Below are 25364 nucleotides of genomic sequence, written 5' to 3'. Positions count from 1 at the left end.
GCGCGCGCTTTCTGTCGCGCGCCACCGCTGCATTGAGGCTATGCCGCGAGGTAACCGCCGTCGACGGCCACGATCGCCGCCGTCATGAACGACGCGGCGGGCGTACACAGAAACAGCGCGACTTGCGCCACTTCTTCCGGCGAACCCCAGCGGCCAAGCGGCGTTCTGCCGAGAATCGCCTGCGAGCGGTCATCGTCGTTCTGAAGCGTCTGGGTCAGCGGCGTCGCGATCCAGCCCGGCGCGACGGCGTTGACGCGAATGCCATCGGCTGCGTAGGCAATCGCCAGCGACTTGGTCAATTGCGCGACCGCGCCCTTGCTCGCGCTATAGGCAGGCACCAGTCCGCCGCCAAAGAAACTCAGCATCGAAGCCGTGTTGACGATGCAGCCCGACGATTGCTTCAACAGCGCGCGTGCGCCCGCGCACACGCGCATGGTGCCGTTCAGATTGATGTCGAGAACCTTTTCGAACACTTCGACCTTGTGCTCGTCGCCGCGCCGGATCACACCGGCGCAATTCACCACGATGTCCAGGCGTTCGAACCGGCCAAGCACCGCATTCACTTCGTCGGTCGAACACACGTCCAGCGCGACCTGTTCCACCGTACCGGCGAGCGCGTCGGGCGTATCGGCCGGCGGCGGCAAGCCTGCCGCGACGACCTTTGCGCCGAGCTGCGACAAACCATTGGCAATTGCCGCGCCAATGCCCGTACGACCGCCTGTCACCAGCGCGACTTTCCCTTCGAGGAGTCCTTCTTTGAACGTCATGTCAGTTCCAGATTTAGGGGATTGCTGTTTCAAATTGTCTTCATGTGCACTACTACACGATTTGCATAAAATTGAACGGCAACGGTTGAATGAACCTGATTAGCGAATGAATTGATCGACGTAGTCTTCACCCAGTCCGACCGACGCATAGTGTTTTCTGCACATATCGATCTTGGTGAAAACGTCTTCGTAACCGGTGTAGTTGCCGTACGGATCGCAATAGAACATCACGCCGTTCACCTGAAAATAGGTAATCATCTCCTCCACGTCATCCGGCACGTAAAGTGTGTGGGTTTCCCCCGGCGGCTCGTAGACGTAGCTGCCTTCGGTGGCGGTCCAGTCATGCTCCAGATACTTCCAGCGCCCCTTCAGCACCATGCCGTGAACGCTCTGCGGATGGCGATGACGGCTCAGCACGCCCGACTTGCGCACGCGCAGCAGATTCATCCAGTAACCCTGCGATGCGTTCAGGCAGAGAGGACGAAACGAGACATTCTCAGCCTGCGGCACCCAAACGCGCTCGTCGTCGGGAATGGCGAACGGCACGACGATTTCCTGCTGGGCCTCCTTGGGAAACGGCAGCTGGTACGGCGTCATGGGGGAATACTTCTCGATGATTTCCGACATGGTAGTTCTCCGTGATGTTTTTATCGGGGACGTTCAATGGTTGACAGTCGATATACCTGGCGTGCGGATCGCAGCGTCGAGCAGCTCGCCGACGGCAACGGCGCGAGCTTGCTCAACCTGATGACAGCGATGGCGCACCGCGTCGCGATTCGCGCGCAATTCGTCGATCGAGCGCATGCCCATCAGCGCGAGCGTCAATTCCGTTTCCGTGCGAAGCAATTCGATCGCCTGGCTCACGCCCTTGCGCCCGGCCGCGCCGAGTCCATAGGCATAGGCGCGCCCGAGCAGCACGGCGTCCGCGCCCAGACCGATTGCCTTGACGATATGACTACCGCGCCGAATCCCGCTGTCGAGCAACACCTCCGCGCGGCCGCCGATAAACCGCGCGATTTCGGGCAGCACGGAAATCGACGAACGCGCGCCGTCGAGTTGACGCCCGCCGTGATTGGACACGCAAACACCGTCCGCGCCGCCATCGAGCGCCCGTCCCGCATCGTCGACGGACAGCACACCCTTGACGACCAGCTTGCCCGGCCATTGCTCGCGCAGCCACGCGAGATCGGCCCAGTTCATGCTCGGGTCCACGTTGCCAGATAAATATGCGGCCTGCGCCATCAAGCTGTGCGGCACACCGGCCTTGCCCTTCACATTGCCGAGCATCAACCGGCCGTTCAACCCCATGCGCAGGCACCACGCGGGCCGCGACAGCAGATCCAGCAAGGCACCGAGTTTCAGCGACGAAGCCGTTCGAAACCCGTTGCGCGTATCGCGTTCCCGCACGGAAGAAACGTTGGTGTCGGCCGTCAGGAACAGCGTGGTCACGCCCACCTTCCACGCGCGCTGGACGATTTCGGAAGCCAGCTCGCGATCCTTGAATACATATAGCTGCATCGCGAGGCCGCGCGGCATGACCGCGCCGACCTCCTCGATCGAGTTGATCGAAAAAGTCGAGAGGCACATCGGGATATCGGCTTGCGTCGCCGCCCTCGCCGCCTGGACCTCGCCGTTGGGCCAGAACGATCCCGCGAACCCTACCGGTGCGAGCATCGCGGGCATTGAGTAACGCGCGCCGAGGAATTCGCTCGACAGATCGCGCTTCGAGAGATCGACGAGCACGCGTTGCTCCAGCGTCCACGCGTCGAAGTCCTCGGTGTTGCTCGCCAGCGTGCGCTCGGAAAACGCGCCGCCATCGATATAGTCGAAGAACATGCGAGGCAACTTGCGCCGCGCCTGCCGACGCAGATCCTCAATATTGGAGATGGTCATGGGCACGCGATTCCGTCATGTGCGCTCGACATGCAGGTAAGCGTCGTCTTCGGGCTGATAGCCGAGATAGCGGATGGCATCGCTCAAATCCCAATCCATGCCCGCGTTATTCGACACACCGTTGACGATGATCGCCGGTGCCGGCCATTCGTTGCTCGGCGCAAGCACCGAGCGAATGAACAACTGGTCGAGATCGCGATTGGACAGCCACATGTTGCGGAACCACCGCAGCGTGCGGCGCGCGGACTCGTCCAGCTCGGTCGTATCCGACGTCGAAGCCGGTGAGCCCGAATGCGTGATGTCGCGCGCATTGTTATCGCCGGTCAGCGCCCAGCCCACTCGTATCGACACCGTGCTCAAACGTCCTTCGGACAACTCAGCAATGGAGGCGCAAAGTTTTTCGCCCATGACTTTTGCGGTGCCATACGCCAGCGAATGCAGTTCGCGCTTGCCGTCGTGCCATCGTGTGCCGGGCGCCGTGGCGATCTGGGTGGTCAAGCGCCCCGGTCCCATCTGTTCGGCGAGCGGCATGTCCTTGTACGCGCCCATCGTATGATTCGACGAAGCGAACACGAAGCGGCTAACGCCTGCGCGCACGCATTCCATCAACAGATTGCGCGTCATGTCGTACGACCCCAGAGAGTCGAGCCACGACGAATCCGGCACGGGATTCAAGGCGGCAAAGTGAATGACCGCATCCACCTCGTCCATCGCCTCAGTCCATTCACCGGCGCGTTGCGTGAGGTCGCCGCGAACCAGCCGCAGGCGCTTGCGCGCTTCTGCCGAGAACTTCGAATAGTCGCCGCTGCGATCGATGCCGATGACCTGCTCACACCACTCGGCGCGCGTGAGCGCTTCGACCACTTTCTGGCCGAGGTTGCCGCCAGCGCCCGTAACCATGATCTTGCGGGGCAGAGTTTGATTCACGGTGTCATTCTCCCTGGATAAATTCGAGGCACACTGCGGTGGGAATCGGATAGGTGTAGCCGGTGTCGGTCAATGCGCCCGACTGCGCGTCGATAGAAAACACGCGGATGAAACCATCGTCCTGCGCGGCGGCCAGTAGGTGCTTTCCGTCGGGTGAGATCGCCAGATCCCGCGGCGTGCGTCCGCCCAGACTCCAGGTGCCGATCGGCGTGAGCGTGCCCGCGGCTTCGTCGATGCGCGCGCCAAAGATCGAGTCATGCCCGCGATTGCCGACATAGACGAACTTGCCCGACGGATGCAGCCGCATGCCGCCAGCACCGCTTTCGCCGCTGAAATCTTCGGGCAGGCTGGAAATTTCGCAGACGAGTTCCGCCGTGTTGCCGACGAGCCGGTACATGCGCACCGTCGACGCGAGTTCGTAGTTGGCGAGCAGATGGCTGCCCGAAGCGGTGAACACGAGATGGCGCGGACCGGCGCCGGGCGCTGCCTTGAGAAGATGGTCCGGCGTCTTCATGACCGTGCCCCCGTCCAGCGGATGGCGCACGACGCCGTCGACGCCGAGATCGGCCAGATACACATGGCGACGGTCGGGACTGACCACCGCGCAATGCGCATGGGGCGCTTCCTGACGCGCGGCGTTCGGACCGCTACCGTCACGTTCGAGCATGACTGGCTCGCCCGCCGGTGCGCCGCTCGCATCGAGCGCGTAGGCGAGCACTTCGCCGCTCAAATAGTTCGATGCGAGCAGCAGGGCCAGTTCCTCGTCCACGGCCACATGACACGGCCACGCTCCCGGCGTCGCCAGATCGCCCAGCAACTTGAGCGAGCCGCCACCAGCGTCGACTTCATAGGTGCTCACGCCGGGGCCGTCTTCGGCGTTCACTTCGCGAACCGCATAGAGGCGGCGGCCATCCTTCGATTGCGTGAGATACGACGGATTCGCCGCCCGCTGCACCGCGAGTTCGCTCAACCGGCCGGTCGTCGCGTCGAAGTTCAGCAGATAAATGCCTTCGCCCTTGCCCTCCACATGCGGCATGGGCAAGGTGTAAGTGCCCACCGCCAGCAGGGACGTACTGCCCGCGTCCTTGTTCACGTTTGTCTCCATGATTGTTTGCTTTCCGGCGAACCGGCAGGCCCGCTGCCCGGCTTCTTCTGGCCGGTGCGCGGGACAGGCGTGCTGCCGCCTACAACACGCCGCCGCTATTGCGAATGTTGTTGATCATCTTTTCGCGCGTCGAAGCCAGGTGCTGACGAATGGCGCGCGCCGCCGCCGCGTCGTCTTTCGCCACGACGGCTTCGAGAATCGCGAGGTGCTCCGTATGCACGCGCCGGGGCGGCACGAGCGGCCGATAAAAATGGCTGCGCATGATGTGCATATAGATGTTGAGATTTTCGTAGCTGGTTTTCAGGCGCTGGTTCGCGCAGGCATCGATCAACGCGTTATGGAAACCGGCGTCGGCGATGGAAAACGCGGTGTAGTCGCGGAACTCGTCGTTGGACATGAAACCGCTCATCTCCTCGATCAGCGACTGCATGCGCGCCGTCACCGCCTCGCTTTCCGGGCTGTGGATCACCTGGTACGCCGCGAACAGTTCGAGCGCTTCGCGAACCTGAAAGATCTCGTTCGCATCCTGCTCGGTGATGCCTTTGACGAACGTGCCGCGCCGCGCCCTCACCTCGACCAGACCGTCGGTCGCCAGCCGCTTGATGGCGTCGACCACCGGCGTGCGGCTGACCTGCAACTCGGCGGCCACTTCTTCCACGTTGATCTGCTCATCGATCTTGATGGCGCGGCTCAGGATGCGGGCCCGCACCGCGTCGTACACCTGATCGGTCAGATGGGTATGCGTGATAGGCGTAAACACGCGATTCATTTGCACTGCTCCTTTCGATTCGAGTGCGACGAGCCGTCGCAGATGTCGTTGACATCAACATCTAACATGTGACATATTACACTACACGAATGACGCTGCCAAGCAGCGCACACAAGACATAAGACGCAGGACAACCTGGAGAGAGACACTCATGAAGCAACGCAAAGCCTTGTTCGGCCAAGCCATTGTCGCGGCCGCGCTCGCCCTCGCGGGCGTCGCAGCTCACGCAGCCGAGCCGGTATTGATGCCCGGCGCCATTGTGCGCGAAGGCAACAATCCGGTGACCGCGCCGAACCAGTTCAAGAAAGCGCCGCCCTGGCGCATCGGCTTCAGCATCTGGGGTTTCGGCAACACCTGGATGACGCAGATGGTCCACGAGACCGACGCGGAAGCCGCGAAACACAAGGAAATCGGCAAGCTCATTTTCGCCGACGCCAATTCCAAACCCGCCAAGCAGATCGCCGATATCGAGGACATGATCGCGCAGAAGGTCGATGCGATCATCGTCGCGCCCGTTTCCTATACGGCGCTGACGCCCGTCATCAAGAAGGCCGTCGCGGCAGGCATTCCCGTGATCGTGCATTCGACGGAAGTCGAAACCGACGCTTACACCACGGAGATTCAGGGCGAAGCGCTGTACTTCGGCGAGGTCGGCGGCAAGTTCCTCGTCGATACGCTGCATGGCAAGGGCAATATCTGGGTGCTGCGCGGCCAGGCGGGCATTGCCGCCGACACCATGCGTTACGACGGCCTGCGCAAGGCGCTCGCCGGTTCGAACATCAAGATCGCCTCCGAACAATACGGAGACTGGTCTTACAACAAGGGCAAGCAGGTTTGCGAGTCCTTGATGCTCAGTAATCCTAATCCAGATGGGATCTGGTCCTCGGGCGGCGACATGAGCCGCGCGTGCATCGAAGTCTTCAAGGAGTTCGGCAAGCCCGTCCCGCCCATCACCGGCGAAGGCAATAACGGCTTCATGCGCGCATGGAAGGACAGCGGCGCAAACGCCACGGCCGCCGTCTTCCCGTCCGAGCAGGGCGCGGCGGGTATTCGCGCCGCCGTCGCGCTGCTCAGCGGCGAATCGCTGCACAAGCACTATGTCTTGCGCCCCGCGCCCATCACCAAGGCGAATTTCGCGCAGTTCTACCGGCCTGACCTGAACGACAACTACTGGGCGCCGAGCGCGCTCTCCGACGCCGACCTCAAAAAGTTCTACGGCTCGAAGTAGTCACGCGGGAGTCATTCGCATGGATACGTTAATCGCTGCGACCCACATCACCAAGCTGTACGACGGCGTGCCGTCGCTCGTGAATGTGGGCATTACCGGGCGGGCCGGATCGATTCACGCCGTCACCGGCGAAAACGGCGCGGGCAAGTCGACGCTGATGAAAATCATCGCCGGCGTGGTCACGCCGACCGAGGGTCAGGTGTTGCTGCGCGGCAAGCCGGTGAAGTTTTCGTCGCCGCTCGATGCGCTGAACGCGGGGATATCGACCGTGTTTCAGGAGTTTTCGCTGGTCGCCAATCTCACGGTCGCGGAAACGATGTTCCTCGGCCGCGAACCGAAGCGCGGGCTGTACAGCGTGGATCGACGGCGCATGGAAGAAGAGGCGCGGGCCGCGCTCGGCTACATCGGCTTGCAGATCAACCCGCGCCGTCTGGTCGGTTCGCTGACCGTGGCGGAGCAGCAATCGGTTGAAATCGCCAAGGGTCTCGCGGTCAACGCCGATATTTTCATCTTCGACGAACCGACCGCCGCGCTCAATACGAAGGACGTCGAGCGCCTCGAAGCGCTCCTGCTGAAGCTGCGCGATCAGGGCAAGTGCATCTTCTACATTTCGCACCGCATGCGCGAGATCTTCGACCTGTGCGATACGGCGACGGTGCTCAAGGACGGCAAGCTCGTGGGTTCGTACGCCACCGCCGACCTGAACCCGGATCGCCTGCTTTCGCTGATGGTGGGCCGCGACGTCGCGCACCTTTACCCGCCGCGTGCCGAAACACGCCATGACGTTGCGCTGCGCGTGAGCGGCCTGAGCACGGCGCCGGGCCGCTCCGGCGTGGACTTCACCGTGCGGCGCGGCGAAATCGTAGCGCTCGGCGGCCTCGAAGGACAAGGCCAGCGCGACCTCGTTCGCGCGCTGGCCGGCGTCGTGAAAGGCTGCACGGGCAAGCTGGAATTGCAGCGCCGCTCGGGCGCCTCGATGAGCTTCCGTCCGCGTGCGAGCGCCCGCCGCGCGCTGGCGAACGGCTTCGCCTTCATGCCCGAGGACCGTAAAGGCGAAGGCCTGTATCTCGATCAGCCGATTCGCGACAACCTCACGCTCGGCGTGCATCAGCGCCGGATGCCGTGGGCCTTCGCGCGGCCGCTCACGGCGCTCGTCAAGCGCCTTTCCGACGACTTGAGGATTCGCGCCGCGAGTCACGCGCTCGCTGCCGTGAACCTGTCGGGCGGCAATCAGCAAAAGGTGATGCTGGGGCGCTGGCTCGCGATCGACGCGGATGTGCTGCTGATCGAGGAGCCGACACGCGGCGTCGATGTCGGGGCGAAGGTGGAGATCTACAACGCCTTGCGCACGTTCTGCGCGCGCGGCGGATCGGTACTCTTCACGTCGCGCGAACTGCCCGAAGTAATCGGCCTGGCCGATCGCGTGCTGGTGGTGTCTGGCCATCGCATCGTGAAGGAAATCGACGCGAAAGACGCGACCGAAGAAGACATCCTTCAGGCCGCCGTCGCGCGGACCGACCAACCCGCAGGAGTCACAGCATGATCAATCGCATCACGTCGTGGCGCGCGGACCGTAGCGGCGGCCAATATGTATCGGGGCTGCTGTTGCTGGTCGCCGTGGCCGCGCTGGCCGTGTCGTTCAGCAGTTTCCGCACGCCGCAGAATCTCGCCAACCTGATCGTTCAGGCAACGCCTCTTCTGGTCGTCGCGCTCGGACAGACCCTGCCGATTCTGACCGGCGGCCTCGATCTTTCGGTCGGCGTCGTCATGAGTCTCTCGACCTGCATCCTCGCGACGACCGGCTCGCCCGCACTCGCGATCGCGCTCACCGTCTTGAGCGCGGCGCTGGTCGGCGTCGTGAACGGCATCGGCGTGACGCGCTTTCGCGTGCATCCGATCATCATGACGCTGTCGACCGGCACGATCCTGCAAGGCATCGTGCTGCTCGTCCAGCCTTCGCCCGGCGGCAGCATCTGGGCGCCGATTTCCGCCGCCGTCGGCAACTCGGTGATGGGCGTGCCGGTCGCCGTGGTGTGGGTCGCGCTGGCGGCGTGGATCGCGTGGTCGCTGCTGCATCGCTCGCGCTTCGGGCTGCATCTCTACTCGGTGGGCGGCGGCGCGGATAACGCCGCGCTCGCGGGGGTGAGCGTCGCGCGCACGACCATCGCCGCTTACGTGCTCTGCGCGCTGTTCGCAGCGATTGCGGGCATCTTCCTCGCCGGACGCATTTCGTCGGGCGACCCGTGGGTCGGCGCGTCGTACGGGCTCGATTCGGTCGCGGCCGTCGCGCTGGGCGGCACGCAGTTGAGCGGCGGCATCGGCGGCCCGCTCGGCACGATCTTCGGCGCGCTGCTGCTCAGCATCGTCGGCAACGGGATGAATATCGTTCAGATCAATCCCTTCCTGCTCTCCGTCGTCAACGGGACGCTGCTTCTGTTCGCGGTGTGCCTGCGTCGCCGCAAAGAAATCGGGATCTAAATCATGCCAGCTCAACACGCCTCCGAAACCGGAAACCTGACGCTGCGCGCGGCACCGCGCTTCAATGTGCGCCAGTTCGTCAATGTGGTGCCGCCGTCGATTGTGGTGCTCGTCGCGCTGCTCCTGTTCTGTCTGTTCTTCAGGCCCGTGCTGCTGCAATGGCCGTTTCAGATGGTGATCGCGCGGCAAGCAGCGCCGCTCGGCCTCGCCGTGGCCGCGCAGATGATCGTGATGCGCTGCCGGTCGATCGACCTGTCGATCGGCGGCGTTTTCGTCCTCACCAACTATGTGATCACGTCGGCGCCGCTCAACGAAATGTCGGCCCCGATGCTGATCGCCAGCGCGCTCGCCATCGGCGCGCTGGTCGGCCTCGTAAACGGCCTGCTGATCACGCAGTTCCGCGCGTCCGCCGTGATCGCCACGCTGGCGATGGCGTCGATCCTCACGGGCACGGTGCTGTTCCTGAGTTCGGGAAGCAGCCCCGGCTCGGTGCCCGACGCCGTGCAGATCCTCGGCAGCGCGAAGATCGGCATCGTGCCGATCGCAACCGTGCTCTGGCTGGCCGTGCTGGTGCTGCTTGCCATCCCGTTGCGGCTGATGGTGTTCGGCCGCCTGCTCAAGGCGGTCGGCAGCAATCCGGCCGCAGCCGCGCTCTCCGGGCTGCCGGTCGAAGGCGTGTTCATTGCCTCGCACGTCGCGGCCGGACTGCTGGCTGCGGGCGGCGGCCTCCTGCTCTCGGGCTATGTGGGCGTGAGCACGACCAGCGTCGGCGCGGATGTGGTGATGAATTCGATTGCCGGCGTGATTCTGGGCGGCATCATGTTCGGCGGCGGACGTGGCGGGCTCATCGGCCCCGGCGCCGCGGCCTTCGCGCTGACACTGCTGTTCAACGTGCTCAACGCGTATGGCGCGGGCGAGTCGGGCAAGCTCATCGTTCAAGGCCTCGCGATTGCGGGCGCGGCGATTCTCGCGGGCATGGCGCGGCAAGCGCGCCGCTGAACGCCCGGCCCGCTGGCATGGCCATCACGCCGGGCCAGCGGACGGACCACAGATCAGTTCCAAGGTTTTATTCATGGCTAAAGCAACGACACACTACGACTTCATCGTCATCGGCGCGGGCGCGGCGGGATGCCTGACGGCGGGCCGGATCGTGCGCGATCATGGCGCGCGCGTTCTGCTCGTCGAAGCCGGCGCGCCCGATCGCAATCCGCTCATTCACATGCCGGCGGGTTTCGTCAAACTGCTGTCGAATCACGATTACATGACGTTCCACCGCAGCGCGCAGCATCCGCACCTGAACGACCGGCAACCGTCGATCCCGCAGGGCAAGGTGCTGGGCGGCGGCAGTTCGGTCAACGCGATGGTCTACATTCGCGGCCAGGCGCGCGACTACGACGACTGGGTCTCGATCACGGGCGACGAGTCGTGGCGCTATCGGCAATTGCTGCCGCATTTCATGCGGCTCGAAGGCAACTCGACCTTCAACAATGCCGCGCACGGTGTCAACGGGCCGCTGAAGGTATCCGATGGCGCCAATCTGAGCGACGTATCGCGTGCGTTCGTGCTCGCGGCGCAGCAGAACGGTCTGCCGTATAACCCGGACTTCAATAGCGGCACGCAGATGGGGACCGGCTTCTTCCAGACCACCACGTTTCAGGGCCGCCGGTGCAGCGGCGTCGACGCGTTCCTCGCGCCGGTCATGAACGATTCGCGTCTGACGATCCGCACCGGCGCGCAGGTCACGCGGATTCTGATCGAGCGAAACGACGCGAAGGGCATCGAAATCCAGAGTGGAACGCAGCGCGAGCAGGTGTTCGCGGATCAGATCGTGCTCACGGCGGGCGCGCTCGTGACGCCCAAGCTGTTGATGCTTTCCGGCATCGGTCCGGCCAATGAACTCTCGCGCCTGCACATTCCGGTGATCGCGGATCTGCCGGGCGTCGGCGAGAATCTCCAGGATCATCATGAAGTGCCGGTCGTGGCGTTCTGCAACGGCAAGCAAGGGTATTTCGGCCAGGACCGCGGCTGGAACCAGATTCGCAACGGTCTGCAATATCTCGCGTTCCGCAATGGACCCGTTGCGTCGAACGCCGTGGAAGCCGGTGCCTTCTTCAATCCCGACGATGCATCCGGCGCACCTTCGATCCAGATGTTCTGCCTGCCGACCGTGTACCTCGACCCCGACGTAACGTCGACCAAAGCGACCTACGGCTTCACGCTGAACAGTTGCGTGATGCGCCCGAAGAGCCGAGGCCGCGTCACGCTGCAAACGTCCGATCCGAACGCTACGCCCATCGTCTATCCGAACTATCTGGAGCACCCCGACGATCTGCGGCTGTCGATTGCAGGACTGCGCCGCGCCGCGCAGATCATGCGCGAAGGTCCGCTCGCCGCGATGGTCGACCGGATCGTGCTGCCCGACGAGCAGGCCGTCACCCAGACTTCATCCGCTTCGGACGACGCGCTGGCCGAGCATTGCAGACGCACCGTCAAGACCGTCTATCACCCGGCGGGCACGGCGCGCATGGGCGCGGACAACGACCCGATGGCCGTCTTGCGCAACGACATGACCGTGCGCGGCATCGCGGGCCTGCGCGTGTTCGACACGTCGTCGTGGCCCACCATCATCAGCGGCAATACGGTTGCCACGACTTACGCCGTTGCCGATCGCGGCGTGGCGCTGATGATGGGCGAGACGCTGCCGGGCGCGCCTGCCGCAACCCTGATTAGCCCGGCCGATGCGGCGCTGATGCCCGCGCTCTAACCGTTCGCCTCCTTATTCGACGCCTCCTTGATCGCCCCGACATGATCAGGATGCCTAAACTGGAAACCATTCAATGAACGATATTCTCTCCTGCTTCGCGCCCGACCTGCTTGCCGGCAAGACCGCGCTGGTATCGGGAGGCACGAGCGGAATCGGCCTGGAGATCGCCAAGGGGCTCGCCGGTCTCGGCGCACGCGTCACGGCGACAGGCAGCTCGGCCGACAAGATCGCACAACTCAAACGTGAACACGCGACGGATCGGATCGAATTCGACAGCCTGAACGTGACCTCGCCGGAATCGATTGCCGCGTTCGCGCAACGTTTCGACCGCCTCGATATCCTAGTCAATTCGCAGGGCATTTCGCGGCCTGGCCTGGAATACGAGGACGCGACGTTCCTGAATGTCGTGGATATCAATCTCATCAGCGCGATGCGTCTTTCGACGGCCATGATGCCGCTCCTGAAACGCTCGCACGGCACGATCATCAATATCGCGTCGATGCTCAGCTATCTCGCCGATGAGGAAGTGCCCGCCTATTGCGCGAGCAAAAGCGGCATTCTCGGCCTGACGCGCGCGCTGGCGCACCGGCATGGGCGCGACGGCGTGCGCGTGAACGCGATCGCGCCGGGCTATCACCGCACCGCCATGACACACGGCCTCTGGAGCGAACCGCACGCGGCAACGAAAATCGCCGACCGTACCGCGCTCAAGCGCTGGGGCGAAGCCGACGATCTCGTCGGTGCAGCGGTTTTTCTTTCGACCCCCGCTTCGCGCTACATCACGGGCGCCACGCTGGCCGTCGACGGCGGCTATGTCGTCGGTTGATCGACGGACCCATTGCGCCACGACCGTGAGCCTCCGTTCATGCTGAGAACCAGCGTTTTCCCTTCTCGATACGTGCAGGGCGCCGGCGCGCTCGCCACGCTCGACGACGAACTGGCCCGATTCGGCACTTCGGCTGCCTGCCTCGTCGACGACAAGGTGCGTGCGATGCTCGATCCTCTGCACACCAACGCACAACGCGTCGAACTCAACGTGCGAACGTTGGAAGCCGCCTGCACGGACCGCACGATTGCCGACACCGCTGCATGGATTCGCGAGACCGGCGCGCAGATGGTCGTCTCGTTCGGTGGCGGCAAGGTGGTCGACGTCGGCCGCGCGGCCGCCGACGATCTGCGCCTGCCCTTCGTGTGCGTGCCCACGATCGCGGCTTCGGATGCGCCCTGCTCCGCGCTGTCGGTCATCTACGACGAAAACGGCCGGGTGCTGCGCGATCGTTTCGTCCGGCGCAATCCCGACCTCGTGCTCGTCGACTCGCGGATCGTCGCGCAGGCTCCCGTGCGTTTCTTTATCGCGGGGATCGGCGACGCGCTTTCCACCTGGTACGAAGCGCAGGCGTGCCATCGCGCCTACGCGCCGAACCTTTGCGGCGGACGCGCAACCGCCCTCGCCTTCGCTGCGGCAAAGCTGTGCCTCGACACGTTGCTCGCGCACGCGGCACAGGCGGTCGACGACTGCCGCGCCCACCTCGTCACCCCGGATTTAGAGGCCACGCTGGAAGCCACCGTGCTGCTGTCGGGTATCGGCTTCGAGTCCGGCGGGGTCGCCGCCGCCCATGCCATTCATCACGGACTCGCCGAATTGCCCGCCGCGCACGCGTTGCTGCACGGAGAAAAAGTGGCCGTGGGCACGCTCGCGTCGCTCTTTCTGTGGGCGGTCCCCGACGACGAGCGCAAGCGGATATTCCGCTTCTGCCGCGATATCGGCCTGCCCACGCGGCTCGCTGCGATCAACGTCGATGTCGACGATACGGCCGCGCTGATGATGGTCGCGCAGCGCGCATGCCGCGCGGGCGAGATCATCCACAACGAGCCCTATCCGGTCACGCCCGAGCGGGTCGTCGCGGCGCTGCAAGCCATGGACCGATACGCCGCGAGACTCGTCGACTAGCAACACCCGCCGTATGGCGCTGCGCACTTGCGACAGTTGCCGCCATTTATCGAATGCATTGCAAGGAACGTCTCTCATGTTGAAAATCGAAAGCGTCGATACCTACGTGCTCAAGACCGCGCTGGACAAACCCTTCGCCTATTCGCAGGGATGGGTCACCGGCCGCTCGACGACCGTCGTGCGGATTCGCACCACCGACGGCATCGAAGGATGGGGCGAAACGTTCAGCGTCGGCCTCCAGCCGCCCGAAATCGCGGCGACCGTGATCGACAGCGCACTCAAGCCGCTCCTGCTCGGAAAAAATCCGCTCGACACCGAAGTGCTCTGGAACACCATGTATGTCCGCACGCGCGACTTCGGCCGTAAAGGCGTCGTGCTTGGCGCCATCAGCGCGGTCGACATCGCGTTGTGGGACATCTGCGGCAAGGTCGCGAACCAGCCCGTGTGGCAACTGCTGGGCGGCGCGTTCCGCCAGCGCGTGCAGTGCTACGCGACGGGCTTCTTCCGCCCCGAGGGACAAGGGCAATCCGCCGATATGGCCGCCGAAGCGAAACGCCACCAGGCCGCCGGCTTCTCGATCATGAAGGTCAAACTGGGCTTCGGCCTGAACGACGATATCGCGGTGATGCACGCAATCCGCGACACGCTCGCGCCCGAGACGCACCTCATGGTGGACGTCAATCACGCATACAGCGCGAACGAAGCGATCCGTCTCGGGCGCGCGCTCGACTCGATGCGCCTGCGCTGGCTCGAAGAACCCGTGGTGCCGGAAGACCTGGCCGGCTATCGCCGCGTACGCGATGCCATCGACACGCCGATCGCAGGCGGTGAAGCCGAGTTTTCGATGTACGGCTTTCACGATCTGTTCGCAGCAGGCGCCGTCGATATCGCGCAACCCGATATCTGTCTCGCGGGCGGTTTCACCGCGCTCAGGCACATCAATGCGCTCGCGCAGGTTCACGGCGTGAAGGTCAATCCACACGTTTGGGGCACCGCCATTGGCCAATACGCTTCGCTGCACATGATCGCCGCGACGCCCGACACGCACTATGCGCTGTACGCCGATCAGCCGTTGTTTGAATACGATACGTCGTCGCATCCGTTCAGGACGGCACTGGTCACGCAGCCTCTCGAACAGCGCAGCGGTTGGCTCGATGTCCCCGACCGGCCGGGCCTCGGCTTCGAACTGGACCGTGCGTTCTTCGACAAAACCGCAATCCGCATCGGGCATTGAGAACCCTGCGCTCCAGGAGACGAACGTGGAAGACGCAACGACGGTGAACAACGAACGCTGGACCTTGAAGTGGCCGCATGGCGAGGCGACGGTGCAATCGCTGGGCGGCATGCTGGCGCCGGTGCGATTCGACCTCGGCGCGGGACGCAGCGTCTCGCCGCTGCATGTCGCGCCCTGGGGCGACGATCCCCAATGGCCTGGACTCCTGCGTGCGCTGCGCGGTGAATGGCCTTGCCTGCCGTTCGGCACCACCGAAGCGCCGCCGGGCCTGCCGGAAGGCTTCGAGTCCCGGGATGCCGACGACGCATGGCGGCACGGCTACAGTTCGAATCACATGTGGCGGCGCGTCGAGCAGACCGGGCACGCGATCAGGTTGCGCATCGACTACCCGCCCGAAAGCCCGGTCGACTATCTCGAACGGCTCATTGAAGCGAGCCCGCACGAAGCGTCACTGTCCGTCTCGCTGACGGTGCACGTGCGGCGCGACGTGACGCTGCCCTTCGCACTCCATCCGACTTTCGCGGTGCCGCCGGAGGGTGTCGATGTACTGGCGTGCCCGTATCGCACCGTTCACACGTATCCGGTCGCCATCGAGCCGGAGTTTTCGCAGATTCTGCGCAACCGCAGTTTCGCTTCGCTGCGAAAGCTCGAAACCTGGGATGGATCGATCGATTTGTCGCGGCTACCGTTGCCACAGCAAACCGAGGAACTCGTTCAACTGGAGGCCTGCGAGCCGCCTTTCGTGCTGCGTTACCCGGCGGACCGGGCCGAAGTCAAACTGGACTGGGACCCTGGCGATTTTCCGGACGCCGTGCTCTGGATCAGTAACGGCGGGCGCAAGTACGAACCATGGGCCAGCCGCAATTTTGCGCTGGGCGTGGAGCCTGTCAGCGGGTTTTTCGATCTGGGCAGAGTTGTAACGCCGTCTGCCGACCACCCGCTCGCGAGCCGGACAGGATTGGCGTTTGTGAGCAGCACGCCGCGCACGATCCGCTATCGGCTATCGGCAATTGCGTACTGATGTGAATAAGCGGCTGGCCGGAAGCCGACGATTTGTGCTTGAATAGTTCATAGGAGGCGGGAATATGAATCACAAAGATATCGTCGAGCAACCCGCTACATCACGGTTGCGGCCGCCCATTGACGTGTTCAATGCCCTATTCGCCGATGGTTTTTCGGCGGTGGCATTTAGTCGAACACCGCATGGCTCCGCGACTGAACAAGTCGTATGCGATGGATCGGGTGCGCCCGTTCAGCTGTGCAAATCGGATTGACGTGGCGAGGAAATTGTCGTCCATCGACAGTAACTTTCCCAACTTTCTCTCACAGCGTAACCATGAGGAACCGTATAGGCAACGTCATCTCCACTGAACTCGATTGCTGGTTGGCGTTGACTTTTATGCTGTGCCAAGAACCGGCCCGCCAAGCTCAATGTCGTCGAACCTGTCACATGAAGAGACACTGATCCGTTATCGCCTTGACGACCGCTTCGGGTCGATATTTGCCTCTCGCCTCCCCTGCGGCTGCTCATGAAATGACTTTCCGCGACCGGCCCGAACTATGCCTGCGCCTGCAGTTCAAGGGGCGCGGCGCTGCAGGACACTCGGTGACGTCAAGACAATGGCTGTCCGGATGGGGGAGTCAGCAGGTCTCTGATTAGAAAGAAAATTTATAGAGGGCTGGAAGGCAAAGCCTGACCAGGCCTAGCGTGAGCTAACCGGAAAATTGCGCGGTAATCAAAGGGACCCCAAGGCGCTTGCCTGGAAGATGGCGAGCCGCACCGTCGTCGCAAGGCACTGGCAAAGCTGACCAGTCGACTGTGGAAAAGTCACTCAGGGATATCTTTCGACAGGGTTGACCTGGCGTTGTAGTCGCCGGTAGCAATGTAACCGCCTGAGCTACACCTAGGTTAACAAAGAAACGCCATTCATCGATACATTGCACACGCCAATCACGGCTTCACACTCCGCAACGCGAATGCACCTGCCACGCAGGCCAGCATCGCGAAACCCGCGATCAGGAACGTGTCGCTGTAAGCCATCAGGAACGCTTCGCGAATCACACGCTGATTGATGAGCGCAAGTGCAGTCTCGTACGTGCTGTCAACGCCACCGTGTGGCAATGCTTCCGCGCGCGGCATATGCAGCCGCGTTATCGCGCGCGCGAGCAGGACCGTGCGCTCCTGAAACGCCTGTGCGTAAGGCGTCACCGCTTCTCCAATGCGCGCCATATGCAGTTTCTGACGTTCGACCACGATCTGGCTCACGACTGCGATGCCGATCGCGCCGCCCACGTTGCGCACCATGTTGAAAACGCCAGACGCCGATCCCAGCTGTGCCTTGTCGACGCCGTTCACGGCCATCACCGACAACGCGATGACCACGAACGACTGCCCCACGCCGCGCACGATCAGCGATGGCACGATGACGTTGCGCGCCGAATCGGCGTCAAGATGAATGTTCATCAGACACCCCGCCGCGACCAGCAGGAAGCCGAGAGCAATCACCATGCGCGGGCTCGTGCGGCGCATGAGCGGCGGCGTGAGGAATGACATGACGAATTGAACGAGCCCATACGGAATCATCACCATGCCGATGTCGCGTGCGCTGTATCCCTGGGCCTCTGCCAGGTAGTTGGGCACCAGAAAGACGACCCCGAATGCCACCGCGCCGAACAGAAACTGCATCAGGCTGGCCAGCCCGAAGTTATACCCGGCGAGGAGCCGCAGATTGATGAACGGCTGCGCGCGTCGCACTTCGATCACGACAAACGCGACCAGACCGACTGCCGCAATACACGAGAGCAGCACGATACCGCCCGATGCAAACCAATCCTTGCGCTCTCCCTCTTCGAGAACGATCTGTAGCGCGCTAAGGCCCACGGCCATTGTCAGGATGCCTGGCCAGTCGGCACTGCGCAGTTTGCCTGTGTCGACAGCGACCGGCCGGATCGCCCACGCAATCGCAGCGATCAGCGCCAGCGCAGGCGGAATCTGCAGATAGAAAATCCAGCGCCACGAATACGTGTCCGTCAGCCAGCCGCCCAACGACGGGCCGGCCGCCTGTGCCACGTTATTGGCGACCGCAAAGAGCGCCATGCCCAGCGGGTGACGCGACTTCGGCAGTTCGGTCGCAATGAGCTGGAACGACAGAGGTATGAGCACGCCGCCGAACGCTCCCTGTAACGTGCGGGCAACGATCATCGAGCCAATCGTCGGGGCCAGCGAGCACGCCAGCGAGAAGCCCAGAAACCCGGATGCGCCCACGAGCAGCACACGCCGCGCCGAAAACACCTGCACGAGCCAGCCCGTGAGCGGAATGACGACGATTTCGGCCACCAGGTAGGCCGTGGTGATCCACGATCCTTCTTCGAAGCTCGCGCCGAGTGAACCCCGTATGTCGGGCAGCGACGCATTGGTCACGTGAACGTTCATGCCCGCCATGAAACAACCGAACACGCCGCCGAGCACGGCGACCCACGAGCGCAGCGAGACCGCTTCTTCGTGCGCTTCTTCGTGCGCTTCGTTCGTCGCATTAGCCTGCTGGGACACCGCACTCATCGCCGCGCCCCCTTCGTATCGACACGCGCGATGACCGACATGCCGGGCCGCAGCACGACATCGCGCGGCATTGCGTCAAGCGCGATTTTCACCGGCACGCGTTGCACGATCTTGGTGAAGTTGCCCGTTGCGTTGTCCGGCGGCAGCAAGGCAAATTCAGCGCCCGAGCCCGGCGCGATGCCGCTCACGCGGCCGTGCAAAGCCTGACCGGAAAAGGTGTCGACCTCCAGCTCGACTGGCTCGCCCGTGCGCATCGCGGCAAGCTGCGTCTCCTTGAAGTTGGCGACCACGTAGACCGCGTGCATCGGCACCACGGCGAGGAGCGGTGTGCCGGTCTCCACATACTGCCCCGCACGCACACTGCGCTGACCGACCATGCCGTCCTGCGCCGCGAGAATACGCGTGTGCTCCAGGTCCAGTTTCGCGAGCGCCAGTTGGGCCTTCGCCGCTTCCAGTTGCGCGTGAGCGGCTGCGGTGGCTGCGTCGCTCTGCGCCAGTCGTTTGCGCAGCACGCCGACCTGTTCACGCTGCGTCTGCGCCGCTGCGATGGCGTGCGCCAGTGCCGCTCGTGCCTTGAGCGCATCGGCGTGCGCTGCTTCCCAACGCTGGCCGCTTGCCGCCTCATCGGCGAGCAAGGCGCGATAGCGGTTCGCGTCGGCGTCCCGCCGGGCGGATTCGGCGCGCGCGGCATCCACATCGGCTTGTGCCTGCGCGATCGTGCTGGCCTGTTGCGTGAGTTGTGCGTCGAGCGTCTGCGTGGCCGCCCCGCTTTCCTGCACAGCAGCCTGCGCTTCCAGCAGTGCGGCCCGGGCGGCCTGCACTTTCGCGCGGTAATCGCGATCGTCGAGCGTGGCGAGCACGTCGCCGCGATGAACCAGCTGGTTGTCGTCGACCATGACGTTCGACACATAACCCGATACGCGCGGGCTCACCGTGACGACGTCGGCACGCACGTAAGCGTCGTCAGTCGTTTCGATGAAGCGGGTCACCTGCCACCAGTGCCAGCCCCAGGCCGCCGCCACGAGGGCAGTCAGCAAGGTTCCCGCGACGATCCACGGTCGCCGCGCGCGACGCGCTGGCGTCGTGGTCTGAACTTCGGTATCGACAGTTGTACTCATGCAGGCAGTCTTCTTTTGAAATGAGTGATGAGAAAGGTGTGCTCAAGGCTGCCAACCGCCGCCGAGCGCCTTGAAAACGGTGACCTGATCCAGCGCGACCTGCTGGGCTGACTGCGCGAGCGCGGCATCGTCAGCGCTCAGGCTGCGCTCCGCATCGAGCACGCCAAGCGAATCGATTGCCCCCGCGCGGAACTCGCGCTCGGCCAGCGCAAAGGCGCGGGCGTGCCCGGCGCGCGCGGTCTCAAGTGCGTCGTACTCGCGCCACGCCGCGCCATAACGGGCGAGCGCCTGTTCCGTTTCCTGCAAGGCGCGCAGCACTTGCGCGTCGAATGCGGCGCGCGCGCCCGTGTCATCGGCACGTGCCGCGCCCAACTGGGCACGGCTCTCAGCGAGATTGGGAAAGTTCCAGCTGATGAGCGGTCCCACGCTCCACGCGAGCGCATATGGGTTGCCGAGCGAGGCCGGGTGGCCCGTGGTCGAGAGCCAGTTGACCGAACCGCCGAGCGTGATCGACGGATAAAGCGCGGCCTGCGCCGCGCCCACGCGCGCGTGGGCCGCCGCCAGCCTGCGTTCGGCCTCGCGTAAATCGGGGCGTCTGCGCATCAGCGCCGCGCCATCGCCCACCGGAAAAGGCTGCGTCAGTGTGGGCGGCGTATGGCATGCCCGCGCAGCGGCCGGAATATCGGCGGGCGGCCGCCCCAGCAGCACCGCCAGCTCGTAGAGCGCGGCGCGGTGCTCGCCATCGAGCATGGGGAGACTTGCACGCGTGTCGTCCGCGAAGGCGCGTGCTCGTGCAGGCTCCATGGATGACACGAGACCAAGCGCCTGCTGCCGCTCCGTCAGCGCCGCGATGTGCTCGGCAATCGTCAGTGAGTGCTGCGCGACATCAAGGCGATCGGCATACGCACAGGCTCGCACATACGCCCCCGCCGTTTCGGCGGCCACGGTCACGCGCAAGGCGTCCATCGCGGCCTGTTGTGCGTCGGCATCGGCGTGCGCGGCGTCCACGAGATCGTGCACGCGTCCCCAGAAGTCGATTTCCCACGACAGGGCGAAGCCCGGTGACCAGCCGAACCGCGACGGCGCGCTGCCCGTGTCACGTGAGGCGGCCACAATCTGGTCGTTCTCATGCTGTCCGTAATCGACGCCGAATGACGCCTGCGTTGACGGCAAGCGGGCGGCGTCCGCCTGCGCGAGTACCGCACGGGCGCGCACAACGCGCGCCGCAGCAACGGCGAGGTCGCGATTTTGCGCGAGCGCCTCGCGAATCAACGCATCCAGCGCGGGGTCGTCATAGAGCTGCCACCAGTGCTCGGGCGGCGCGGAGGACACGACCTGCGGCGCCGTGACGGCCGCGTCGAAAGGCGCGCTCTGGGCTACGCCCGCAACGGGCGCGCGATACGGTTCGGTGACGGAACAGGCAGCCAGCATTGCAGCAAGAAACACGCTGGATGCCATCGCAATGCCGCGGGCACGAGTAGCAAAGCGGCGCACCGGAAATCCCGGCGGTGGAGGAAAAATCGGAGCGGCTGGCATCGAGAGTCATGGAATGAATCGGTCGTGCCATGTTATGTTGACGCTCGTTAGTCATCGCGCGCGGGATACGCATTCATCGTCGAGAAATGGACACGTGAACGACTTTTTTCAGGCTCTGGACGCTTCCGACAAAGCACAGCAGATCGGTGTGCTGGCCACCGACTCCGCCGCCGGCGATGAATTCGCACCGCACACCCACGCCCAGGCGCAGATGATCCTGGCCATCGACGGCGTCATGATCGTGCGCACCGACGACGGCAGTTGGGTCGTGCCACCTGGCCGCGCGGTATGGATGCCTGCTGGCATACGTCATGGCATCGAGATGCCCGGCGATGTGCGCATGCGTTCCCTGTTTGTCGCTCACGAAGTCCGTCCGAGCCTGCCGCGCGACTGCCGCGTGATCGGAGTGAGCGCGCTGTTGCGCGAACTCATCCTTGCGACGACCGGTCTGCCCGTCGATTACGACCTGAGCCATCGCACGGGTCGCGTGCTGGCCTTGATACTCGACGAAATCGAAATCGCCCCGTCACTCGACCTGCATGTGCCGATGCCCCGCCATCCCAAACTGGCGGTGTTGTGCGCCAACCTGATTCGCGAGCCGTCCGAGCCGGTCACACTCGCCTCTTGGGCGAGTGCCGCGAACATGAATGCCCGCACGCTCGCGCGCACCTTCCGGCGTGAAACCGGCATGACGCCGGGCGCATGGTGGCGACATACGCGCCTGCTGCTCAGCCTGCCGCGCCTTGCGGCAGGCGTGTCGATTCTCGAACTTGCGCTGGAGCACGGTTACGACAGCCCGAGCGCGTTCGCCGCCATGTTTCGCAAGGTGCTCGGCGTGCCGCCTAGCGAGTATTTGCGGGAGAAATAGCAGGTGTGCGCATCGGCCACGAGAGGTCAGAACGAATGTCCATTTCGCGACGACGTTTTGCCAGACCGCTAGCGCCGCGCAATGAAGACCCCGATAGAGTGACAGTATGTTGATACCTGCGTGGACATTCCAGAACTACCGATGGATCACGACTCACCGTGGCTAGGCTTTGGCCCGGAACACGGGCCCACTTGCCAGGGGCAACAACATCGTTGCGTTCTGCGCATGCCTCAGGTTTGGCCTTCCCCCGCTTTCCCGGACAGGTAAATTAGCCCGTCATGCATTGCTCGAACTGAACCGGGCTAAGGAAGTTCAGTGTTGAATGTCGGCGATGCGGATTGTAGAAGCGCTCGATGTAATCGAACACGTCGGCCCGCGCCGCGTCCCTCGTGCGATAGATGCTTCGGTTCACACGCTCTGTCTTCAGGGTGCTGAAGAAGCTTTCCATCGCGGCATTGTCCCAACAATCACCACGACGACTCATGCTGCAGGTAATGCCCTCCTGCCTGAGTAGCGACTGGAAATCCTCGCTGGTGTATTGGCTGCCCTGATCGCTGTGATGTATCAATTCGGCTGGTCGCCCTCGACGCCAGAGCGCCATCAGCAACGCATCGGCCACCATCTTTGCATGCATCGTATTGCTCATCGACCAGCCGACGATACGGCGTGAGTACAGGTCCATGACAGCAGCAACGAACAGCCGGCCTTCAGCCGTCCAGATATAGGTAAAGTCGGCAACCCATTTCTGGTTCGGCGCGTCGGCTTCAAACTGGCGTTGCAGGTGATTCGGGGCAATGACGTGAGCTGCCGTAGCCCCGGAATTGCCCGGCATGCGACGTCGCCGCTGTCGAGCCTGCAATCCGGCCTGTTGCATCAGCCGGGCGACACGATTCACGCCACAGCTCTCGCCCGCTGCGCGCAGGTCGTGCCAGATGCGTGGGCTGCCGTAGGTCTTGTCGCTCAGCTCGAAGCTTGCTCGGACCAGCCGCGTGAGGCGGACATTCTCCTGCGAGCGCTTGCCCGATGCTCGACCGAGCCATTCGTAGAAGCCGCTATGCGAGACCCCGAGCAACCGGCACATGGCACGAGTCGGCCAGACACCGCGTTGCCGTCCTATCCAGGCGTACTTCACTCCGGGTCCTTCGCGAAGTAGCCGAGCGCTTTTTTTAGAATGTCACGCTCCATCGTGACCCGCCTCAACTCACGCTGCAAGCGCTGCACTTCTGAAAGTGCTTCGGCTCGCAGCGGCTTACTGGCGTCCATCTCCAGCGCCCCGTCTCGCGCCAGCCTGACCCAACGGCGCAGCAGATTCTCGCCAATGCCAAGGTCGCGCGCTATCTGGGTTACGACAGAACCCGGCTCGTTGCATAGCCGCACCGCCTCGCGTTTGAATTCGTCGGTGAAGTGCCTTCTTGTTCTGTTCATTCCATCCTCTCCGGATTACGCCAGCTTAGCTAATGTGTCCGCGAGAACAGGGGAAGGCCACTCAGCCCCATCGAGTGCCGTGAAAGCTTGGGATTAACGACGTAACCCAGTCCAAGAAAATGGCCGCATCCCCCACCGGTCAGTTCTGCGCGGACATCAACAACGTATCGCAACAGGCCCTTCCTGAGACTTAAATGTCAGCGGCGGGGCTATCTGCGTGGTTTGCAGCGTGGATAAAGGTGTGCTGTCCGGCAGGGATGGGCCGATGATACCGATGGGGCGCGCGCGCCCTGCATCGATTCACTCGAAACATTCAGCGTCCTTGAGCGCGCTCCCCGCCGCATCCTTCCCGGCGAGTGTTGGTTCAAAGTCGATTGGCCACACAATATTGATCGCAGGATCATTCCAGAGGACGCTGCGCTCGAATTCCGGGTACCAGTAGTCGGTCGTCTTGTACAGGAATTCGGCGGAATCGCTCAACGTGACGAAGCCGTGGGCAAAACCCGGTGGCACCCACAACTGGCGCTTGTTGTCCGCTGACAGCAGAACGCCAACCCATTTACCAAAGTTCGGGGACGAGCGGCGAATGTCGACGGCGACGTCGAACACTTCGCCTGCGATCACCCGCACGAGCTTACCTTGTGGATGCTGGATCTGATAGTGCAGCCCGCGCAGCACGCCTCTTACGGAACGCGAATGGTTGTCCTGCACAAACATGGCGTCCGCGTCTACGTGCTCCGCGAATTCACGTCCGTTGAAACTCTCGTAGAAGAAGCCCCGCGCATCCCCGAATACACGCGGCTCGACGATCTTCACCTCTGACAAAGCCGTTGCGGTTACTTTGATTGCCATGCGACCTGCTCCGTCAGAAGGTTCTTCAGATACTGACCGTAGGCATTCTTCGCGAGCGGCGTGGCGAGTGCCAGCACCTGCTCGCCGTCGATCCACCCGTGCCGGAACGCAATCTCTTCCGGACACGCAACGACGAGGCCCTGCCGCTTCTGGAGTGTCGAAATGAAGGTCGATGCATCGATCAAGGAATCGTGAGTGCCGGTGTCCAGCCACGCGTACCCACGGCCCATGATCTCTACGTCGAGCTTGCCGGCCGAAAGATAACGCGAGTTAACATCGGTGATCTCGAGTTCGCCCCGCGATGACGGCCTGATATCGGCCGCGATGTCGCAGACGGTGTTGTCGTAAAAGTACAAACCGGTGACCGCGTAGTTCGAACGCGGATTTTCTGGCTTTTCTTCAATCGACAGTGCATGCAAATCGTCGTCAAACTCGACCACGCCGTAGCGCTCTGGGTCTTGCACGTGATAGGCGAACACGGTCGCGCCATCGATGCGCGAATCCGCACGCGCAAGTTGCCTGGACAGATCATGACCGTAGAAGATGTTGTCGCCCAGGATTAGCGCAGACGGACTATTACCGAGGAATTCACGACCGATCAGAAACGCCTGTGCGAGCCCATCGGGCGATGGTTGCACAGCGTACTGGATGTTCATGCCCCACTGCGCACCGTCGCCAAGCATCGTCTCGAAACGCGGTGTGTCGTGCGGTGTCGATATGATCAGCAAATCACGGATGCCGGCGATCATCAGCGTCGACAATGGATAGTAGATCATTGGCTTGTCGTACACTGGCAGAAGCTGCTTCGATACTGCGTGCGTAATCGGGTACAGACGCGTGCCGGAACCTCCGGCCAGGATTATGCCTTTGCGTGCCATGCTTAGTTCCTT

At 63.3% G+C, this 25364-nt stretch carries 22 protein-coding genes; 10 read left to right on the top strand and 12 right to left on the bottom strand.

Going from position 1 to position 25364, the window contains the following annotated elements; genetic code table 11:
- Positions 1 to 38: 38 nt before the first annotated feature.
- The 6 genes from U4Y88_RS02665 to U4Y88_RS02640 form a co-directional block, all read right to left on the bottom strand.
- Positions 39 to 767: an SDR family NAD(P)-dependent oxidoreductase gene (locus U4Y88_RS02665; RefSeq protein WP_321782042.1), complete on the bottom strand. Its 729-nt coding sequence runs from the start codon at positions 765 to 767 to the stop codon at positions 39 to 41.
- Between the two features lie 99 nt (positions 768 to 866).
- The gene (locus U4Y88_RS02660) at positions 867 to 1394 is read right to left on the bottom strand and encodes a 2,4'-dihydroxyacetophenone dioxygenase family protein (RefSeq protein ID WP_224012903.1); all 528 of its coding nucleotides are present in this window, start codon (positions 1392 to 1394) and stop codon (positions 867 to 869) included.
- A gap of 33 nt (positions 1395 to 1427) precedes the next feature.
- Complete coding sequence (locus tag U4Y88_RS02655; RefSeq protein WP_321782040.1) at positions 1428 to 2660, bottom strand: alpha-hydroxy acid oxidase; 1233 nt, start codon at positions 2658 to 2660, stop codon at positions 1428 to 1430.
- 15 nt (positions 2661 to 2675) lie between these two features.
- Complete coding sequence (locus tag U4Y88_RS02650) at positions 2676 to 3560, bottom strand: NAD-dependent epimerase/dehydratase family protein (RefSeq protein WP_224013000.1); 885 nt, start codon at positions 3558 to 3560, stop codon at positions 2676 to 2678.
- Positions 3561 to 3591: 31 nt separating this feature from the next.
- Positions 3592 to 4692 carry a lactonase family protein gene (locus U4Y88_RS02645; RefSeq protein ID WP_321782038.1) on the bottom strand — a complete coding sequence of 367 codons (1101 nt, stop codon included), beginning with the start codon at positions 4690 to 4692 and terminating at the stop codon, positions 3592 to 3594.
- Between the two features lie 79 nt (positions 4693 to 4771).
- Positions 4772 to 5461: a GntR family transcriptional regulator gene (locus U4Y88_RS02640; protein WP_224012900.1), complete on the bottom strand. Its 690-nt coding sequence runs from the start codon at positions 5459 to 5461 to the stop codon at positions 4772 to 4774.
- A gap of 151 nt (positions 5462 to 5612) precedes the next feature.
- Here U4Y88_RS02640 and U4Y88_RS02635 point away from each other — a divergent pair, with 151 nt between their 5' ends.
- From U4Y88_RS02635 to U4Y88_RS02595, 9 genes are all read left to right on the top strand, one after another.
- Positions 5613 to 6689, top strand: a complete 1077-nt coding sequence (locus U4Y88_RS02635) for an ABC transporter substrate-binding protein (protein ID WP_224012899.1) — start codon at positions 5613 to 5615, stop codon at positions 6687 to 6689.
- 19 nt (positions 6690 to 6708) lie between these two features.
- A complete protein-coding gene (locus tag U4Y88_RS02630; RefSeq protein WP_321782036.1) occupies positions 6709 to 8232 on the top strand; it encodes a sugar ABC transporter ATP-binding protein in 1524 nt (507 codons plus the stop codon).
- Positions 8229 to 9167 carry an ABC transporter permease gene (locus tag U4Y88_RS02625; RefSeq protein ID WP_224012897.1) on the top strand — a complete coding sequence of 313 codons (939 nt, stop codon included), beginning with the start codon at positions 8229 to 8231 and terminating at the stop codon, positions 9165 to 9167. Before U4Y88_RS02630 ends, U4Y88_RS02625 begins: the two co-directional genes overlap by 4 nt.
- A 3-nt stretch (positions 9168 to 9170) precedes the next feature.
- Complete coding sequence (locus U4Y88_RS02620; protein WP_321782034.1) at positions 9171 to 10166, top strand: ABC transporter permease; 996 nt, start codon at positions 9171 to 9173, stop codon at positions 10164 to 10166.
- Between the two features lie 73 nt (positions 10167 to 10239).
- The gene (locus U4Y88_RS02615) at positions 10240 to 11931 is read left to right on the top strand and encodes a GMC family oxidoreductase (protein ID WP_321782032.1); all 1692 of its coding nucleotides are present in this window, start codon (positions 10240 to 10242) and stop codon (positions 11929 to 11931) included.
- Positions 11932 to 12004: 73 nt separating this feature from the next.
- Entirely contained in the window at positions 12005 to 12757 is a 753-nt protein-coding gene (locus U4Y88_RS02610; protein WP_321782030.1) for an SDR family NAD(P)-dependent oxidoreductase, read from the top strand.
- A gap of 39 nt (positions 12758 to 12796) precedes the next feature.
- The gene (locus U4Y88_RS02605; protein WP_321782028.1) at positions 12797 to 13882 is read left to right on the top strand and encodes a glycerol dehydrogenase; all 1086 of its coding nucleotides are present in this window, start codon (positions 12797 to 12799) and stop codon (positions 13880 to 13882) included.
- 76 nt (positions 13883 to 13958) lie between these two features.
- Complete coding sequence (locus U4Y88_RS02600) at positions 13959 to 15116, top strand: mandelate racemase/muconate lactonizing enzyme family protein (protein ID WP_321782026.1); 1158 nt, start codon at positions 13959 to 13961, stop codon at positions 15114 to 15116.
- Between the two features lie 25 nt (positions 15117 to 15141).
- Positions 15142 to 16137, top strand: a complete 996-nt coding sequence (locus tag U4Y88_RS02595) for a hypothetical protein (protein WP_321782024.1) — start codon at positions 15142 to 15144, stop codon at positions 16135 to 16137.
- Positions 16138 to 17067: 930 nt separating this feature from the next.
- On the opposite strand, the gene U4Y88_RS02590 is transcribed toward U4Y88_RS02595, so the two are convergent.
- From U4Y88_RS02590 to U4Y88_RS02580, 3 genes are read right to left on the bottom strand one after another with little or no spacing between them, the layout of a single operon-like run.
- Positions 17068 to 18675 carry an MDR family MFS transporter gene (locus U4Y88_RS02590; RefSeq protein WP_321782022.1) on the bottom strand — a complete coding sequence of 536 codons (1608 nt, stop codon included), beginning with the start codon at positions 18673 to 18675 and terminating at the stop codon, positions 17068 to 17070.
- Positions 18672 to 19793: an HlyD family secretion protein gene (locus U4Y88_RS02585; protein WP_321782020.1), complete on the bottom strand. Its 1122-nt coding sequence runs from the start codon at positions 19791 to 19793 to the stop codon at positions 18672 to 18674. The genes U4Y88_RS02590 and U4Y88_RS02585 overlap by 4 nt, the downstream gene beginning before the upstream one ends.
- A 42-nt stretch (positions 19794 to 19835) precedes the next feature.
- On the bottom strand, positions 19836 to 21239 hold the full coding sequence (locus tag U4Y88_RS02580; RefSeq protein ID WP_321782018.1) for a TolC family protein: 1404 nt from the start codon (positions 21237 to 21239) through the stop codon (positions 19836 to 19838).
- 184 nt (positions 21240 to 21423) lie between these two features.
- Here U4Y88_RS02580 and U4Y88_RS02575 point away from each other — a divergent pair, with 184 nt between their 5' ends.
- The gene (locus U4Y88_RS02575; RefSeq protein WP_321782016.1) at positions 21424 to 22197 is read left to right on the top strand and encodes a helix-turn-helix transcriptional regulator; all 774 of its coding nucleotides are present in this window, start codon (positions 21424 to 21426) and stop codon (positions 22195 to 22197) included.
- A gap of 268 nt (positions 22198 to 22465) precedes the next feature.
- On the opposite strand, the gene U4Y88_RS02570 is transcribed toward U4Y88_RS02575, so the two are convergent.
- From U4Y88_RS02570 to rfbA, 3 genes are all read right to left on the bottom strand, one after another.
- A protein-coding gene (locus U4Y88_RS02570) for an IS3 family transposase (RefSeq protein ID WP_321782014.1) occupies positions 22466 to 23622 on the bottom strand; the annotation gives its coding sequence in 2 pieces (ribosomal slippage) (positions 22466 to 23355 and positions 23355 to 23622; 1158 coding nt in all).
- 300 nt (positions 23623 to 23922) lie between these two features.
- Positions 23923 to 24474 (bottom strand): dTDP-4-dehydrorhamnose 3,5-epimerase, encoded by a 552-nt coding sequence (gene rfbC / locus U4Y88_RS02565; RefSeq protein ID WP_321782012.1) that lies wholly within the window; start codon positions 24472 to 24474, stop codon positions 23923 to 23925.
- Positions 24459 to 25352: a glucose-1-phosphate thymidylyltransferase RfbA gene (rfbA, locus tag U4Y88_RS02560; RefSeq protein ID WP_321782010.1), complete on the bottom strand. Its 894-nt coding sequence runs from the start codon at positions 25350 to 25352 to the stop codon at positions 24459 to 24461. Before rfbA ends, rfbC begins: the two co-directional genes overlap by 16 nt.
- Between the last annotated feature and the right edge of the window lie 12 nt (positions 25353 to 25364).

Source organism: Paraburkholderia sp. J94, assembly GCF_905220285.1.
Classification (GTDB): Bacteria; Pseudomonadota; Gammaproteobacteria; order Burkholderiales; family Burkholderiaceae; genus Paraburkholderia; species Paraburkholderia tropica_A.
The sequence above is the reverse complement of the archived record's forward strand: the minus strand, read 5'-3'. Positions and strand labels throughout refer to the sequence as shown.

Coding starts and splice junctions, on each gene's coding strand:
- U4Y88_RS02665 (WP_321782042.1), bottom strand. CDS start 767: ATGACGTTCAAAGAAGGACTCCTCGAAGGGAAAGTCGCGCTGGTGACA.
- U4Y88_RS02660 (WP_224012903.1), bottom strand. CDS start 1,394: ATGTCGGAAATCATCGAGAAGTATTCCCCCATGACGCCGTACCAGCTG.
- U4Y88_RS02655 (WP_321782040.1), bottom strand. CDS start 2,660: ATGACCATCTCCAATATTGAGGATCTGCGTCGGCAGGCGCGGCGCAAG.
- U4Y88_RS02650 (WP_224013000.1), bottom strand. CDS start 3,560: ATGGTTACGGGCGCTGGCGGCAACCTCGGCCAGAAAGTGGTCGAAGCG.
- U4Y88_RS02645 (WP_321782038.1), bottom strand. CDS start 4,692: ATGGAGACAAACGTGAACAAGGACGCGGGCAGTACGTCCCTGCTGGCG.
- U4Y88_RS02640 (WP_224012900.1), bottom strand. CDS start 5,461: ATGAATCGCGTGTTTACGCCTATCACGCATACCCATCTGACCGATCAG.
- U4Y88_RS02635 (WP_224012899.1), top strand. CDS start 5,613: ATGAAGCAACGCAAAGCCTTGTTCGGCCAAGCCATTGTCGCGGCCGCG.
- U4Y88_RS02630 (WP_321782036.1), top strand. CDS start 6,709: ATGGATACGTTAATCGCTGCGACCCACATCACCAAGCTGTACGACGGC.
- U4Y88_RS02625 (WP_224012897.1), top strand. CDS start 8,229: ATGATCAATCGCATCACGTCGTGGCGCGCGGACCGTAGCGGCGGCCAA.
- U4Y88_RS02620 (WP_321782034.1), top strand. CDS start 9,171: ATGCCAGCTCAACACGCCTCCGAAACCGGAAACCTGACGCTGCGCGCG.
- U4Y88_RS02615 (WP_321782032.1), top strand. CDS start 10,240: ATGGCTAAAGCAACGACACACTACGACTTCATCGTCATCGGCGCGGGC.
- U4Y88_RS02610 (WP_321782030.1), top strand. CDS start 12,005: ATGAACGATATTCTCTCCTGCTTCGCGCCCGACCTGCTTGCCGGCAAG.
- U4Y88_RS02605 (WP_321782028.1), top strand. CDS start 12,797: ATGCTGAGAACCAGCGTTTTCCCTTCTCGATACGTGCAGGGCGCCGGC.
- U4Y88_RS02600 (WP_321782026.1), top strand. CDS start 13,959: ATGTTGAAAATCGAAAGCGTCGATACCTACGTGCTCAAGACCGCGCTG.
- U4Y88_RS02590 (WP_321782022.1), bottom strand. CDS start 18,675: ATGAGTGCGGTGTCCCAGCAGGCTAATGCGACGAACGAAGCGCACGAA.
- U4Y88_RS02585 (WP_321782020.1), bottom strand. CDS start 19,793: ATGAGTACAACTGTCGATACCGAAGTTCAGACCACGACGCCAGCGCGT.
- rfbC (WP_321782012.1), bottom strand. CDS start 24,474: ATGGCAATCAAAGTAACCGCAACGGCTTTGTCAGAGGTGAAGATCGTC.
- rfbA (WP_321782010.1), bottom strand. CDS start 25,352: ATGGCACGCAAAGGCATAATCCTGGCCGGAGGTTCCGGCACGCGTCTG.